The 15,776-nt window shown below is 55.1% G+C and carries 14 protein-coding genes; 5 read left to right on the forward strand and 9 right to left on the reverse strand.

What is annotated here, in order from left to right:
• The first annotated feature begins 316 nt into the window (after positions 1-316).
• From yqaB to AAIR21_RS18485, 5 genes are all read left to right on the forward strand, one after another.
• Positions 317-883 carry a fructose-1-phosphate/6-phosphogluconate phosphatase gene (yqaB, locus tag AAIR21_RS18465; RefSeq protein ID WP_014171331.1) on the forward strand — a complete coding sequence of 189 codons (567 nt, stop codon included), beginning with the start codon at positions 317-319 and terminating at the stop codon, positions 881-883.
• Positions 880-1,308 (forward strand): YqaA family protein, encoded by a 429-nt coding sequence (locus AAIR21_RS18470; RefSeq protein WP_032678833.1) that lies wholly within the window; start codon positions 880-882, stop codon positions 1,306-1,308. The genes yqaB and AAIR21_RS18470 overlap by 4 nt, the downstream gene beginning before the upstream one ends.
• Positions 1,309-1,391: 83 nt before the next feature.
• Positions 1,392-2,936: a glutamate--cysteine ligase gene (gene gshA / locus AAIR21_RS18475; protein ID WP_014171329.1), complete on the forward strand. Its 1,545-nt coding sequence runs from the start codon at positions 1,392-1,394 to the stop codon at positions 2,934-2,936.
• A gap of 152 nt (positions 2,937-3,088) precedes the next feature.
• Positions 3,089-3,604, forward strand: a complete 516-nt coding sequence (gene luxS / locus AAIR21_RS18480) for an S-ribosylhomocysteine lyase (RefSeq protein ID WP_183516676.1) — start codon at positions 3,089-3,091, stop codon at positions 3,602-3,604.
• Between the two features lie 54 nt (positions 3,605-3,658).
• Complete coding sequence (locus AAIR21_RS18485; protein ID WP_040018931.1) at positions 3,659-4,423, forward strand: AraC family transcriptional regulator; 765 nt, start codon at positions 3,659-3,661, stop codon at positions 4,421-4,423.
• Here the strand turns inward: AAIR21_RS18485 and leuA are convergent.
• From leuA to nrdF, 9 genes are all read right to left on the reverse strand, one after another.
• On the reverse strand, positions 4,420-6,069 hold the full coding sequence (gene leuA / locus AAIR21_RS18490; RefSeq protein WP_183516675.1) for a 2-isopropylmalate synthase: 1,650 nt from the start codon (positions 6,067-6,069) through the stop codon (positions 4,420-4,422). The genes AAIR21_RS18485 and leuA overlap by 4 nt on opposite strands.
• Before the next feature lie 96 nt (positions 6,070-6,165).
• Positions 6,166-7,713 (reverse strand): multidrug efflux MFS transporter permease subunit EmrB, encoded by a 1,548-nt coding sequence (emrB, locus tag AAIR21_RS18495; RefSeq protein WP_020883860.1) that lies wholly within the window; start codon positions 7,711-7,713, stop codon positions 6,166-6,168.
• 16 nt (positions 7,714-7,729) lie between these two features.
• Positions 7,730-8,902: a multidrug efflux MFS transporter periplasmic adaptor subunit EmrA gene (gene emrA / locus AAIR21_RS18500; RefSeq protein WP_040018933.1), complete on the reverse strand. Its 1,173-nt coding sequence runs from the start codon at positions 8,900-8,902 to the stop codon at positions 7,730-7,732.
• A gap of 127 nt (positions 8,903-9,029) precedes the next feature.
• On the reverse strand, positions 9,030-9,560 hold the full coding sequence (gene emrR, locus AAIR21_RS18505; protein ID WP_014171323.1) for a multidrug efflux transporter EmrAB transcriptional repressor EmrR: 531 nt from the start codon (positions 9,558-9,560) through the stop codon (positions 9,030-9,032).
• Positions 9,561-9,874: 314 nt separating this feature from the next.
• Positions 9,875-11,059, reverse strand: a complete 1,185-nt coding sequence (locus AAIR21_RS18510; RefSeq protein ID WP_014171322.1) for an MFS transporter — start codon at positions 11,057-11,059, stop codon at positions 9,875-9,877.
• Positions 11,060-11,208: 149 nt separating this feature from the next.
• On the reverse strand, positions 11,209-12,207 hold the full coding sequence (gene proX, locus AAIR21_RS18515; protein ID WP_014171321.1) for a glycine betaine/L-proline ABC transporter substrate-binding protein ProX: 999 nt from the start codon (positions 12,205-12,207) through the stop codon (positions 11,209-11,211).
• Between the two features lie 9 nt (positions 12,208-12,216).
• On the reverse strand, positions 12,217-13,281 hold the full coding sequence (proW, locus tag AAIR21_RS18520; protein ID WP_014171320.1) for a glycine betaine/L-proline ABC transporter permease ProW: 1,065 nt from the start codon (positions 13,279-13,281) through the stop codon (positions 12,217-12,219).
• Entirely contained in the window at positions 13,274-14,476 is a 1,203-nt protein-coding gene (proV, locus tag AAIR21_RS18525) for a glycine betaine/L-proline ABC transporter ATP-binding protein ProV (protein ID WP_020883862.1), read from the reverse strand. The genes proW and proV overlap by 8 nt, the downstream gene beginning before the upstream one ends.
• A 333-nt stretch (positions 14,477-14,809) precedes the next feature.
• A complete protein-coding gene (gene nrdF, locus AAIR21_RS18530) occupies positions 14,810-15,769 on the reverse strand; it encodes a class 1b ribonucleoside-diphosphate reductase subunit beta (RefSeq protein ID WP_183516674.1) in 960 nt (319 codons plus the stop codon).
• Positions 15,770-15,776: the final 7 nt, after the last annotated feature.

Consider the following 15,776-nt stretch of genomic DNA (forward strand, 5'->3'; position numbering starts at 1 on the left):
TACTCGGCTACGAACCGAGCGGTCGGAGGTTCGAATCCTCCCGGATGCACCATCTTCTCCGAGATAACAGCAAGGTTGTTGTTTCAAGGTCTGCGGGTTAGCCGCAAGCACCAGGGAAGATAACGTTGCTCAGCAACGGCCCGAAGGGCGAGGCGCAGCCGAGTAATCCTCCCGGATGCACCATCTTCTTTTCTGCACCACTCTCTTTCTCCCTGGTTATTCCTTCGACGTTCCGTCAGCAATCATTTCTCTTTGAGCGACAAAAACCACCGTTTACGATAAAGTAATGCTTTGTTAATCGTTTAGCGAGAGCACGATGTACGCACAGTATGACGGTTTGATCTTCGATATGGATGGCACTCTCCTGGATACCGAACCCACGCATCGTCAAGCCTGGACTGATGTCCTTGCTCGTTACGGTATGCGTTTCGATCTTCAGGCGATGATCGCCCTCAACGGAGCCCCAACCTGGCGTATAGCGCAGGCCGTGATTGAACGTAATCATGCCGATCTCGACCCGCACCTTCTGGCCCGTGAAAAAACCGATGCGGTAAAAGCGATGCTTTTAGATACCGTGCGCCCGTTACCGTTAATTGACGTCGTAAAAGCATGGCACGGGCGTCGCCCTATGTCCGTTGGCACGGGCAGTGAAAGCGCTATTGCGGAAGCGCTGCTCACCCATCTTGGCCTGCGCCATTATTTCTCTGCGGTGGTTGCCGCCGATCATGTTCAAAATCACAAGCCCGCACCGGACACCTTCCTGCGTTGTGCAGAACTGATGGGTGTGCCTGCGGTGAAATGTGTTGTGTTCGAAGATGCTGATTTTGGTATTCAGGCCGCGCGGGATGCCGGGATGGATGTTGTGGACGTCCGCTTACTGTGAGTGACGCGCTGTCACTTTTATCATTATTCGCCAGCAGTTTTTTAAGCGCCACGCTCTTGCCGGGAAATTCGGAAGTAGTGCTGGTAGCGATGCTGTTGTCTGGCGTGAGTCAGCCCTGGTTGCTCGTGTTAATAGCAACAATGGGTAATAGCTTTGGAGGGCTGACTAACGTTATTCTTGGGCGTTTCTTTCCGCTGCGTGAAAAATCGCGCTGGCAGGAAAAGGCAGTCGGCTGGCTAAAACGCTATGGCGCTGCCACGCTGTTATTAAGCTGGATGCCTGTAATAGGTGATTTACTGTGCCTGCTGGCGGGATGGATGCGCATCTCCTGGGGGCCAGTGCTCTTTTTTTTGTGCCTTGGCAAGGCGTTGCGCTATGTTCTCGTGGCATGGGCAACACTACAGGGTATGACGTGGTGGCACTAATTGGTGGAATGAATACGCGACCTTCAATCGTCAACCATTACAATTATGCTGAGTAACAATACTTTGACAGGCGGGAGGTCAATTTGATCCCGGACGTATCTCAGGCGCTGGCCTGGCTGGAAAATCACCCTCAGGCACTGAAGGGTATTCAGCGTGGTCTTGAGCGTGAAACGCTGCGCGTTAACGCGGACGGTAGCTTAGCGACAACGGGTCACCCGAAGGCGTTAGGCTCGGCGCTGACACATAAATGGATCACAACCGATTTCGCTGAAGCGCTGCTGGAATTCATCACGCCAGTGGATGGTGATATTGATCATATGCTAACGATTCTGCGCGACATCCATCGCTACACTGCCCGCAATCTGGGTGATGAGCGTATGTGGCCGCTCAGCATGCCGTGCTATATCGAACAAGGCCAGGAGATTGAACTGGCGCAATACGGCACGTCAAATATCGGTCAGCTGAAAACGCTCTATCGTGAGGGGCTGAAAAACCGCTACGGTGCGTTGATGCAGACCATTTCTGGCGTGCATTACAATTTCTCTTTACCCATGGCGTTCTGGCAGGCGAAGTGCGGCGAAACGGATAAAGACGCGATCTCCGCGGGTTATTTCCGCCTGATCCGCAACTACTATCGTTTTGGCTGGGTCATTCCGTATCTGTTTGGGGCATCGCCTGCGATATGCTCGTCATTCCTGCAGGGGAAACCGACCACGCTGCCGTTCGAGAAGACAGAGTGTGGAATGTACTATCTCCCGTACGCCACCTCCCTGCGTCTTAGCGATCTGGGTTATACCAATAAGTCGCAAAGCAATCTCGGTATTACGTTTAACGAATTGCACGAATATGTGGCAGGATTGAAGCGGGCGATCAAAACGCCGTCGGAAGAGTACGAGAAAATCGGCCTCGAAAAAGACGGTAAGCGCCTGCAGATCAACAGCAACGTGCTGCAGATTGAAAATGAACTGTACGCGCCTATTCGTCCGAAGCGCGTTACGCGCAGCGGTGAAACCCCGTCGGATGCACTGCAGCGCGGCGGGATTGAATACATAGAAGTGCGCTCGCTGGATATCAACCCGTTCTCACCCATCGGCGTTGATGAGCAGCAGGTTCGCTTCCTGGATCTGTTTATGGTCTGGTGCGTGCTGGCGGATGCGCCGGAAATGAGTTCAGAGGAACTGCTCTGTACCCGTACCAACTGGAACCGCGTGATTCTGGAAGGGCGCAAGCCGGGTCTGACTCTGGGTATTGGCTGCGAAACAGCGCAGTTCCCGCTGACGAAAGTCGGTAAGGATTTGTTCCGTGACCTGAAGCGTGTTGCCCGGACCATGGACAGCATTGACGGCGGGGAAGCCTATCAAAACGTCTGCGACCAGCTGGTTGAATCGTTTGATAACCCGGAACTGACGTTCTCAGCGCGTATTCTGCGTTCTATGATTGATCAGGGTATTGGCGGCACCGGGCGTTCGCTCTCTGCGGAATACCGCGAGATGCTGAAGCAGGAGCCGTTAGAGATTCTGAGTGAAGCCGATTTTGTGGCGGAACGAGACGCCTCTGTCGTGCGTCAGAAAGAGGTTGAAGCGGCGGATACGGAGTCGTTTGAGGCGTTTCTGGCGAAACAGGCTTAACAGAAAAGAAAAAGGCCACATCGCTGTGGCCAAAATATACATCTCTGAATTCAGGGATGATGATAACAAATGCGCGTCTTTCATATACTCAGACGTGCATTTTGTAGAAGAGTTCAGTTTATTTTAAAAAAAATCACTATCGGAGGTGACGTATGCCGTTATTAGATAGCTTTACTGTCGACCATACCCGTATGGAAGCACCTGCAGTACGTGTGGCGAAGACCATGCACACCCCGCACGGCGACACGATCACCGTATTCGATCTGCGCTTCTGCGTGCCCAACAAAGAAGTGATGCCAGAGAAAGGCATTCACACCCTGGAGCACCTGTTTGCCGGGTTTATGCGTGACCACCTGAACGGTAATGGCGTGGAGATCATCGATATCTCTCCGATGGGTTGCCGTACCGGTTTCTACATGAGCCTGATTGGTCAGCCTGAAGAGAAACGCGTCGCGGATGCCTGGAAAGCGGCAATGGAAGATGTGCTGAAGGTGAAAGAGCAGAACCAGATCCCTGAGCTGAACGTATATCAGTGCGGAACTTACCAGATGCACTCTCTGGAAGAAGCCCAGGAGATCGCGCGTCATATCATCGAGCGTAACGTTCGCGTAAACAGCAACGAAGAGCTGGCGCTGCCAAAAGAAAAACTGCAGGAACTGCACATCTAGTGCACCTTTTCCCTCTCCCTCAGGGAGAGGGTAGGGTGAGGGGGGTTTAACCTCATGACCACAACCTCAACCTTCTCCTTTACCCATCGCCCACTTGTTCCTTATGCCCATGATTACCTTCATGGCGACAGCGAGCCGTGGCATCAGCATGACTGCGCGCAATTGCTGCACACCCTGAGTGGGGTGGTGAGAGTCGATACCGCATCAGGTTGTTGGGTGGTGCCGCCCGGACGCGGCGTCTGGCTACCCGCGGGCACTCCGCACTCTTTGCGTATTACCGGCAACGTTGCGGCGCGCACGCTGTTTATCGATCCCCTCGCGCGAGCCGATCTTCCGGCAACCTGTCAGATAGTCCAGATCTCCGGTCTGTTACGCGAACTTATCCTCACCTCGCTGACGCTTGAGGCGTCCTACTCGCCAGGCAGTCGTGATGAGCGCGTATATGAGCTCATTCTGGATGAAATCCGCACGTTGCGGGTGCTGCCGTTTCACCTGCCTGAGCCCGAAAGCGAGCCGTTGCGTACCCTTTGCCAGCAGATCCGGCTGTTGCCGGGTGAAAGCTGGGGCAGTATGCAGGCCGCAAACACGCTTGGTATGAGTGAACGCACGATGAACCGCCATTTCAAGCAGCAGACGGGGTTAAGCTACGGTGAGTGGTTAAGAAGGGCGCGCCTGCTGGAAGCGCTGCTGCGCCTGGGACAAGGTCAGCCAGTGCTACGCGTGGCGCTGGATCTGGGCTACGGCAGCCACAGTGCCTTTACGGCGATGTTTCGCCGGGTGATGGGGATATCACCCAGCGATTATTTCAAAGACAGCTAGCTGACAGCATTGAACAGGGCCTGAAGAGACGCGCGGGCCACGTCGCTGTCAATGCCGACGCCCCAGCGGCTGCTACCATCCTGAAACAGACAGCGGATATACGCCACCGAGCGGCTGTCGCTGCGCTCCCCAAGCGTATGTTCGTGATAGTCCTTAATCACAAACGGGGTCGTGACCCAGCGGCTTATACCATTGGCCGCCGCGGATAACAGCCCGTTGCCTTGCCCCTCCAGCTGGCGCATCCCGCCCTGCGTCGTGACGCTTGCCGTCAGATGTAACTGCCCGTCCTGCTGGCTGTCGCTACGGTAAGCGTGCAGGGCAAAGTCCGGCGTCTCTACCAGCCCATAACGGGTGCGGAACAGTTGCCACAGCGCATGCTGCGTCATCTCTTTACCGTGCTGGTCGGTTTCCTGCTGTACGTGCTGGCTAAAGTCCTGCTGCAGGGCGCGGGGTAATTTCAGACCATGGTTTTGTTCAATAAGCCACGCGCTGCCGCTTTTTCCTGACTGGCTGTTAACCCGGATCACCGCTTCGTAGGTGCAACCAATATCCTGTGGGTCAACCGGCAGATAGGGCATCTCCCAGCGTTCGTCAGGCTTGCGGGCATCAAAGCCTTTCTTGATGGCATCCTGATGCGAACCCGAAAATGCGGTATACGCCAGCCGTCCTGCCCACGGATGGCGCGGATGCACCGGCAGCTGATTGCAGGTTTCTACCACCTCCACCACGTGATTCATGTCGCTAAAGTCCAGATTCGGGCTAATCCCCTGGCTGTAGAGGTTCATCGCCAGCGTGACCAGGCAGACGTTACCGGTTCGTTCCCCGTTACCAAACAGACACCCTTCGACACGGTCTGCACCGGCCATCAGGGCCAGCTCCGCGCTGGCGACACCGGTGCCGCGGTCGTTATGCGGATGGACGCTGATGCAGACATCGCTGCGGCGGCTGAAATGACGGCAGAAATACTCAATCTGATCGGCATACACATTCGGTGTACTGACCTCAACGGTGGCCGGTAAGTTGATCACCATCGGGCGTTCGGCGCACGGCTGCCAGATGTCCGCCACGGCTTCGCAAATCTCCAGCGCAAAGTCCGGCTCGGTAAAGCAGAAAGTTTCCGGAGAGTATTCGTATTGCCAGCGGGTGGCGGGATTCTCTTCGCACAGCGTGCGGATAAGACGCGTGGAACGGGTCGCCAGCTCAATGATTTGCGCTTTCTCCATGCCGAACACCAGGCGGCGGAACAGCGGGGCGGTGGCGTTATACAGGTGTACGGTGGCCTGCTTCGCCCCGCGCAGCGACGCAAAGGTACGCAGGATAAGGTCTTCACGCGCCTGGGTTAATACCTGAATGGTGACGTCATCCGGAATGCGGTTTTCGTCGATCAACTGACGCACAAAATTGAAGTCCGTCTGCGAGGCAGAAGGGAAAGCGACTTCGATTTCTTTGAATCCGCAACGCAGTAACAGCGCCCAGAACTGCAGTTTGCGGTTGCTGTCCATCGGCTCGGCAAGGGCCTGATTACCGTCGCGTAAATCGGTGGAAAGCCAGCGCGGCGCCTGCGTGAGGCGTTGCTCAGGCCAGCGGCGATCGGGCAGGGAAATAGCAGGTTGAGGTTGGTATTTGTCGGAAGGTGTTTTCAGCATGGTGCGCTCCTGTTGTCTTTTCACTATCGTGAATCGATTTCAGGAGCGCTGCTTTATCGTTACTGACAATCGCTGTCGCGATCTGGACACCGCACGTTAGTGCGCACCGCCGCCACCGCCTCCGGCGCCAAACGGTGGTCGGGCAAACCATACCAGTCCCAGCAGGATGATAAAGATCCCCGCCGATATCCAGAATATCTCGTTTGCCGAGATAATCAGGCCCTGGTTGGTGATCTGCTGGGCGATCCAGCCGGACGCCTGCTGCTCCGTCATTCCCATTCCCTGAAGCTGACTGTACATCTGCTGCGAGTTAGGGTTGAACGGGTTCACCGCTTCGGTCAATTGCGCATGGTGCATCGACTCGCGGTTGGTCCAAAGGGTCGTGGTGATCGAAGTCCCGATGGAGCCTGCCAGCGTACGCGTAAAGTTCGACAGGCTTGATGCCGCCGCCATGCGTTCTGGCGGTAAGCCAGAAAGCGTAATGGTCGTCAGCGGCATAAAGAAGCACGCCACGGCGAAGCCCTGAATGAACTGCGGCCATGCGGATGCGCCAAAGTCCATGCCCGGCTCGAACGTATACGCGCGCCAGTAGAAGCACACCGCGTACATGATAAAGCTGAAGGTCACCAGCCTGCGCATGTCGAGCTTGTGAGCGAAGCGGCCGATAATCGGCGACAGCAGGACCGGAATTAACCCCACTGGCGCAGAAGCCAAACCTGCCCAGGTTGCGGTGTAGCCATATACCTCCTGCAACAGCTGCGGCAGCAGAACGATTGCGCCGAAGTAGAGCATGTAGGCCAGGCTGATACACAGGCAGCCGATGGTGAAGTTTCGCGACTTAAACAGCGAGAGATCGACGATCGGGTTATCGTCCGTCAGCTCCCAGACGATCAGGAAGCTCAGCGATATCACCGCGACAACGGTCAGGATGATAATCTCTGTCGAGTTAAACCAGTCCAGCTCTTTACCCTGATCGAGCATCACCTGCAGGCTACCGATCCCGACCACCAGCAGCGCCAGACCAATGGCGTCAATTCGCCGCTGCTCTGTTCGGGTTTCGCGACCGCGCAGCGTTTGCAGGGTCAGCATCACCACCAGCGCACCAATTGGCACGTTGATGAAGAAGATCCAGCCCCAGTGGTAGTTGTCGCTGATATAGCCGCCGAGGATAGGCCCGCAAATCGGTGCGACAATCACCGTCATTGACCACAGCGCCAGCGCGATAGAGCGCTTAGCGGGCGGATAGTTGTTCAGCAGCAAACTCTGCGACAGCGGAATCAGCGGCCCGGCTACAATCCCCTGAATGACGCGGAAGATGATCAGCATCGTCAGGCTGTTGGACATGCCGCATGCCCAGGAGGCGAGCACGAACAATACCGTTGACCACAGGAACAGCTTCACTTCACCGACGCGCTTCGCCAGCCAGCCGGTGATAGGGATGGAGATGGCGTTTGCCACCCCAAACGAGGTAATAACCCAGGTCCCCTGGCTCAGTGACGAGCCAAGGTTACCGGCGATGGTTGGGATCGCCACGTTTGCGATGGTAGAGTCCAGCACCTGCATGAATGTCGCCAGCGACAACGCAATGGTCATGATAACCAGTTGCGCCCCCTCCAGCGGTTTTTGCGGCTTTTGCTGTTGCATAACGCTCACCTTCGGATTAACCGGCGTTTGCCTTCACGATGTCATCGATCAGTTTATTGACCGGATCGAGGCTAATTTCACGGGCGTTACTTTCATAAGCCGGGGTGCTGCGCACCTGACTTGCCAGGATCTGACCATCGCGGTTAGCGGTATCAACCGTTACCAGCGTAGAGAGGCCAATACGCAGCGGATGGTCCGCCAGCTGTTTTGCATCCAGTTCAATACGTACAGGCAAGCGCTGAACCACTTTGATCCAGTTCCCGGTGGCGTTTTGCGCTGGCAACAGGGAGAAGGCACTGCCGGTCCCCATATCCAGGCCGACCACTTTCCCGGTGTACTTCACGTCATCACCGTAAATATCGCTGATCACCGTCGCGGTCTGGCCGATACGCATATGGGCAAGCTGCGTCTCTTTAAAGTTCGCATCAACCCACAGGTTGTCCGCCGGAACGACCGCCATCAGCGGCGTGGTTGGGCTAATTTGGGCGCCAGGCTGGACGGAACGACGAGAGACGTAGCCGGTCATCGGGCTGACAATTTTAGTACGCTGCAGGGCAAGCCACGCGTTGCGCACTTCGGTGGCAGCCTGTTGCACGGCAGGCTGGTTTTCCAGGCTGGTGCCGAGCACCATCGCCTGGTTGGCGTTGTACTGTTGAATCGCCACGTCCAGCTGCGCCTGTGCGCTGGCAACGGCATCACGCGCGTGCTGCAGCTCTTCACGGCCAATCAGGTTGGCAGTGCCGAGGGGAACGCGACGGTTCAGGTCGCTTTGCGCCTGCGCCAGTGCGGTTTTCTGCACGTCGATGTTGGCCTGCAGCTGCTTGCTGTTGATCATCAGCTGGCGGGTCTGACGGACGCTGGAGGCCAGCGCGGTCTGGGCTTTTTCAAAAGCCTGTTGGGCGTCGGTCGGATCGAGCGTGACCAATACATCCCCTTTTTGCACAAAATCGGTGTTATCAGCCCAGACTTTCGTCACGCTGCCCGATACCTGCGCCATAATTTGTACCTGGTTCCCTGCCACGTATGCATCGTCTGTCTCTTCAGCATGACGCAATACTAAAAACCAATAGATCCCATATGCCACGGCAATAATAATAAAGAGCAATGTCAGTACAATAAGGGCGCTTTTGCGTTTGCCCTTTTTATTGACCGGTTGCTGCGGGGTAGTGCTCTCCGCATTTGCGCTCATTGTTGTTCTCCACGATCTTCTTATTTTCACATCGGCTGAGCCGAGCTGTTGTCAGAAAGGCCAGCAGTGTGACGTGCTGGCCTGTCGGTTTTCTTATGAGTCTGGGATTGTTGAGCGTGTTGTCGCGTTAGCGCAGCGCCTCTAGAACAGCGCCGTCTTCATCCATCTGGTCCAGACGGGTCAGCAGCTTGCGAGTAATGTGCTCAAGCTGGTCGCGCTCGGTGGTGCTGAGGGCAGACCACAGTTGATGCAGGCAATTATGCTGAGGTGGCAGCACCTCACGCAGGAATTGGTGACCTTTGTCGGTCAGCTGCAGATGCAGGCAGCGGCGATCGTTATCGCTTTCACGGCGTTCAATCCAGCCGCGTTTTTCCAGTTCATCGGCAATACGGGTGGCATTAGTACGGGATGAACCCAGCGCGCAGCTCAGCTCTGACGGCTGAATGCTGTGATTTTCCTGAGACTCCAGCGTAATTAACGCCATAAACAACGTCTCGTTAATCCCTTGAGCTTTCAGCATTTTATTACGATTTTCCAGTAGCTTACCCTGCATGTGCATGCACAGGCGGGTCAGCAGGATCTCCTGATACGGGAAGTCCTCATGACGACTGGCGCGGAATTTAAGCATTTGTTCAATGGGCGTAAACGAACTATCCATTTGGGCATAACCTCATTAATTACAGCCGATATAGTAACGATAGTGACAAATAATGTAAATGAATTATTTGTGCGGTTATATCCGCCAAACTTATGTCACCATCAGAAAGCGCCGGGTAAGTCCGTGACCCGGTGAGCACAGAGAGCGTTGGGTGTGAACCCGCGGAAGAGAGGATGTGAGGACGGGGGTCTGAACTATTCATGCCGGTAGAAAATATGTCACCCACATTAAAATTTCTGGGATAAATGATTACGTTTACATTAACAGACTGCAGGGCCCCTTTACACCCTAAGAGGCCCAAAGCAATGTAAAACTTAGTTAATTACGTCCTGGCGATGGTATCCACGCCACCATACTAGCAGATTCAGCGCGGCGACTATTGCCCCTATCCCACACACGCCTGACCAACCGGCATGCTGCCACGCCGAGGCTGAAATTAACGAACCCGCTGCGCCGCCAATAAAATAGCTGGTCATGTATCCGGCCGTGAGGCGGTTACGCGCCTCTGGCTTCACGCGGTAGATGACGGTCTGGTTAGTGATATGCACGCCCTGCACGGTGAGGTCGAGTACCAGAATACCGACGATCAGCGCCAGCACAGAGGTATGGCCATACCAGATGGCTGCCCAGGAGAGCAGGAGCAGAACCAGCCCGGCAGAGGTCGTCAGATGGGATTTGCCTTTATCCGCCAGTCCGCCCGCCGGACGCGCGCCCAGGGCTCCCGCAGCGCCCGCCAGACCAAACAGACCAATCACCGCTTCGGAATAATTGAACGGCGGCGCGGCCAGCAGAAACGCCATTGAGGTCCATAAGATGCTGAAGTTGGCGAAGGTCAAACAGCCCAGCAACGCACGTGTACGCAGCAGTTTATCGTGTGTGAAGAGGCTGAAAACGGAGGCGAGAAGCTGCGGATAATTAAGGTGATTTTCCTGCTTCACCTTTGGCAGCCCGCGCCACAGGGCAAGCGCCATCACGGCCATCAGTACGCTCGCCACCCAATACACGGTACGCCAGCCACCAAGACTCGCCAGCAGCCCGGCGACGGTCCGCGCCAGCAAAATCCCCAGCAACAGGCCGCTCATGATTGTTCCCACCACCTTGCCGCGCTTTTCCGGTGATGCGAGAGTGGCGGCGAGCGGAACCAGAATCTGCGCCACGACGGAGAACAGACCCGTTAACGCGGTGCCGATAATCATCATCGTTAACGAGTGGCTGCTGGCGGTGATCAGCATCCCGCCAGCGGCCAGCAAGGTCATGGAGACAATCAGCATCCGACGTTCAAACATATCGCCCAGCGGCACGAGGAAAAGCAGCCCGGCGGCATAGCCAAGCTGCGCGGCGGTGACAATAAAGCCAGCGGAGCTGGCAGAAAGGTTAAATGCGCGGGCGATGGTATCGAGCAGTGGCTGCGCGTAGTAGTTACTGGCGACTGCCAGACCCGTTGCCACGGACATTAAAAGGATGAGTGCCGGGCTAAGCCCTTGAGTTGTTTTAGTCATCAGGTTCAGGAATCGTGAGTTAAGTGATTATTTTTCCGTGAACCATAATAGCGAATGATTGTGAATGTGGTGGGATTGTTACGTGCTGGATCGTGCGGTTTAGGGGAGTTAACCCTCTCCCGTGGGGAGAGGGCAGGTCTGAAGGGCTCTTATGACTTCTGCGCGTCCATCGCTTCTTTTACCCAGCCATCAAACTGCTGCTGGTGGGCTTTGATCCAGCCATCCACGTGGCCTTTGATGTCAGCTTCGGAGGATTTCCCCGCGTGCATCATCGCGTTCTGGGCGTTGATGTCCGCCAGAGGCAGTTTCATCACCGAGAACAGTTTCGCTGCCGCCGGGTTTTTCTCAGCCCAGGCTTTGTTAGCAACGATATGCATCGTGTTGACCGGGAAGCCATAGTTCATGCCGTTTGGCAGTTTGGTGTCGATATCTTTCTGCTCGCCCGGAAGGGAAGAGAAGGGGACCTGCAGCCACACCACGTCTTTCCCCGGCTTTAGCACGTCGCTCACCCAGTACGGTGTCCAGGTGTAATAGATAACCGGTTTACCTTCTTTGAAGCGGGCAATGGTGTCGGCCATCATCGCCGAGTAGTTACCGTGGCTGACGTCGACCGTTTTCGCCAGGTCAAAGGCTTTGTTCTGGTGATTAATCACCGCCTCACAGCCCCAGCCCGGCGAGCAGCCCATCATGTCAGCTTTGCCGTCACCGTTAGTGTCGAACAGTTTGGCAATCTTAGGATCCTTCAGCTGCTCGATATTGGTGATGTGGTACTGGTCGGCTGTTTTCTTGTCGATCAGGTACCCCTGGGCCGCACCGGTCACGAAGGTGCCTTCGCGGTAGAATTTCTTATCCCCGCCGGCGGCGGCATACATGTCGTCGTGCAGCGGCTGCCAGTTGACGGCGGTAAAGGTGGCATCACCGGAGGCAATCGAGGTGTAGCCCACGTTGTAATCCACTTCACTTGGGGTGTTGACCGTATAGCCCAGTTTTTCCAGCGCGCGGCTGACTAACAGCGTCTGGAAGGTCTCTTCTGAAATGGTGCTCTGCACCGGTTGCACGGTAATGCCTTTGCCCGGCAGGTCTGCAGCAAACGTGCTGGTGGAGACAAGGGTGGCAAACGCTGTGGCAAAAAGTACGCGATGTCGCATCGTTGTTCCTTATTTTCTGAATGGGCGGGTGATTAACCCGACAGGGCCGGTGCTATACCAGCGACGGTTGCCGCGACTGCGTGAATCACGACCGACAGCCTGCGTCAGGCGGTCAAGGATAATGGCGAGGATCACAATGCCGACGCCGCCCACGGTGGCCAGTCCCATATCAAGACGACCAATGCCGCGCAGCACCATCTGACCCAGTCCGCCGACGGCGATCATTGAGGCAATCACTACCATGGAGAGGGCCAGCATCAGCGTCTGGTTGACACCCGCCATGATGGTTGGCATCGCCAGCGGAAGCTGAACTTTAAACAGCATCTGGCGCGGGCTGGCACCAAATGAACGCGACGCCTCGATAAGATCGGCCGGTACCTGGTTAATCCCGAGTATCGTCAGACGAATGACCGGCGGCAGGGCGAAGATAATGGTCACCACGACGCCCGGCACGTTGCCGATACCAAACAGCATCACGATCGGCACCAGGTAGACAAACGCGGGGGTGGTCTGCATCGCATCCAGTAGCGGACGAATAATCTTCGCCGCCCGCGGACTGCGCGCCAGCCAGATCCCCATCGGCAGGCCGATAGCGACGCAGAAGAGCAGGGCGGTGAGCACCAGCGCTAAGGTGATCATTGCCTGCGACCAGGCGCCAATCGCGCCGATGGCTATCAGTGAGATCAGCGTGGCGACACCCATGCCAGCGCTGCCAAACTGCCAGGCAATCAGGGAGAAGAGCACAATAGCGACCGGCGCGGGCATGCCGAGCATCAGCTGCTGGAAACCGTTCAGGATGTAATCCACCGGTACGCGGATCCCCTGGAAGACCGGACGGAAGTGAGTCACTACCCAGTCGATCCCCTCCGTGACCCAGCTATCCAGCGGGATCAGCGTCTTATGAAACGGATCCATAATATTGAAGTGCTCTGGCGCAGGGGCCGGTGCACTGTTGAGCCAGTCCGCCGCGCCGCCATCGGTTGGCGCAGGCGTGGAAGATCCCCACGCATCGGCAGATTGAGCAGCGCTGTCCGCCGCCTCGGTGGTTCCCCACGGGTTAGATTGATCAGCCATTGTTTGTCCCCTCGCGATCTAAAGCCTGCAGCAACATGCGTTTTGAGATGATGCCGACGTACTGTTGTTCCTCACTGACTACCGGTACGGCACACGGGGCCTGACCAACGTGAGAGAGCAGCTCGCTGAGCGGCGTTTCGGCGTCCACGGCAAGCGGGGAGTCGATAACCGCCGCATCAATGCCCTGATTTTCGCTGAGCGCGGTTTTCAGGGAGTCGATGGAAACAATGCCAACAAATTTATTACCGCGTTCGATCAGATAACCGTATTCCCGATCTTCATCCTGCAACAGTTTCAGTGCAGAGCGCGGACCAAAGCCCGGTGTTTTGCGGATAAGACCGTTCGGTGAACGACGGGCGATATCTTTCGCACTAAAGACCTGACTAATATCCACGCCGCGGAAGAAGGTGCGCACATAATCATTGGCCGGATTATTCAGAATTTCATCCGGCGTGCCGACCTGCACCACTTCACCATTTTGCATAATGGCAATACGGTCACCAATACGCATGGCTTCATCAAGATCGTGGGAAATAAAAACAATGGTACGTTGATGTTTAGCCTGTAATTTTACCAGCTCATCCTGCATCTCGGTGCGAATTAATGGATCGAGTGCCGAGAAGGCTTCATCCATTAATAAAATGTCTGGGTTAATGGCTAATGCGCGGGCTAATCCGACACGCTGGCGCATCCCGCCGGAAAGCTCATCCGGGTAGGCATGCGCATAATTCTCGAGGCCCACCTGACGTAATGCATCCAGCGCTTTTTCCTGACGTTCATTAGCGGTAACGCCCGCTAATTCCATGCCAAAGGCGGCATTATCCAGCACTGTCATATGCGGCATCAGCGCGAATGACTGGAACACCATTGCAATCTTCTTTCTGCGCACCTCGCGAAGTTCAGCCTCTGATATTCTGGCGATATCAACGCCATCAATCAGTACCTGTCCACGGGTGGGTTCAATCAGGCGATTGAGAAGGCGAACCATAGTGGATTTACCCGAACCGGATAATCCCATGATGACAAAAATCTCGCCTTCTTCAATGGCCAGACTGGCGTCTTTAACGCCAAGCGACAGCCCGGTTTTTTCCAGAATTTGCTCTTTTGAAAGGCCTTTCTCAATATATTTGAATGCGCGCTGAGGATGCTCGCCAAATACTTTATAAAGATTTTTCACTTCTAATTTAATTGCCATGCAATAGAGAGTGTCCTGTTATTTGTTTATGTCGATATCATTACCATGGTAAATAGTTAACTAGCATTACCCTAACATACTGAGAATCTGAGACAACCCTGGGTTTGCTTATGGCAGGAATTTTGCCGTAAGCGAAACGGCTGAATTTCCCATGAGTAAAGGGCTGAGCGTGGTTTGAATTTTTCTGAATTTTTTGCTTTTGCACAGCGAAATTTCGCCTGAATCGGAGTGATTCAGGCGAATATGAACGGGGAATTACAGTGTAGTTGCCCGTGAAATATTAGGGAGGAAATTGTTAGATTTATATTAAATTAATGAACGTTAACCCGCTCATTAAAAATCCCAGTCCTCATCTTCGGTCTCCACCGCTTTGCCCATCACATACGACGAACCAGACCCGGAGAAGAAATCGTGGTTTTCATCGGCGTTGGGTGACAGTGCCGCCAGGATCGCCGGGTTTACGTCGGCCATTTCCGGTGGGAAAAGTGCTTCGTAGCCGAGATTCATCAGCGCTTTGTTGGCGTTGTAGCAAAGAAACGCTTTTACCTCCTCCTCCCAACCGGTACCGGCGTACAATTCTTCGGTATAACTCAGTTCGTTCTCGTACAAATCCATCAGCAAATCGAGGGCAAAACCTTTTAACGCTTCGCGCTTTTCTTCGCTGACGTTCTCCAGCCCTTTCTGATATTTATAGCCGATGTAGTACCCGTGTACGGCTTCATCACGAATGATGAGGCGAATCAAATCGGCGGTGTTGGTCAGCTTGCCGCGGCTCGACCAGTACATCGGTAACCAGAAGCCAGAATAGAACAGGAAGGATTCGAGAAACACGCTGGCAATTTTTTTCTTCAGCGGTTCGTCGGCCTGATAATACTCCAGCACCAGGCTGGCCTTTCGCTGCAATGACTCGCTTTCTTCGCTCCAGGAGTACGCCGCGTCCACATCTTTGGTCTGGCACAGCGTCGAAAAAATCGAACTGTAGGAGCGGGCATGGACCGCCTCCATAAAGCTGATGTTCGACATCACCGCCTCTTCGTGAGGTGTCAGCGCGTCGGCCATCAGCGCAGGGGCACCGACGGTATTTTGGATGGTGTCCAGCAGCGTCAGGCCGGTGAACACACGGATCGTCAGCTGCTGTTCGGCGTGGCTGAGGGTTTGCCAGGCCGGAATATCGTTTGAAAGCGGGACTTTTTCCGGCAGCCAGAAGTTGCTGGTCAGGCGGTTCCACACTTCCAGGTCTTTATCATCCTGAATTTTATTCCAGTTAACGGCACTCACGCGTGACAGTTTCATCCTTTCT

It is taken from the genome of Enterobacter sp. PTB, from assembly GCF_051130085.1.
GTDB lineage: Bacteria > Pseudomonadota > Gammaproteobacteria > Enterobacterales > Enterobacteriaceae > Enterobacter > Enterobacter ludwigii.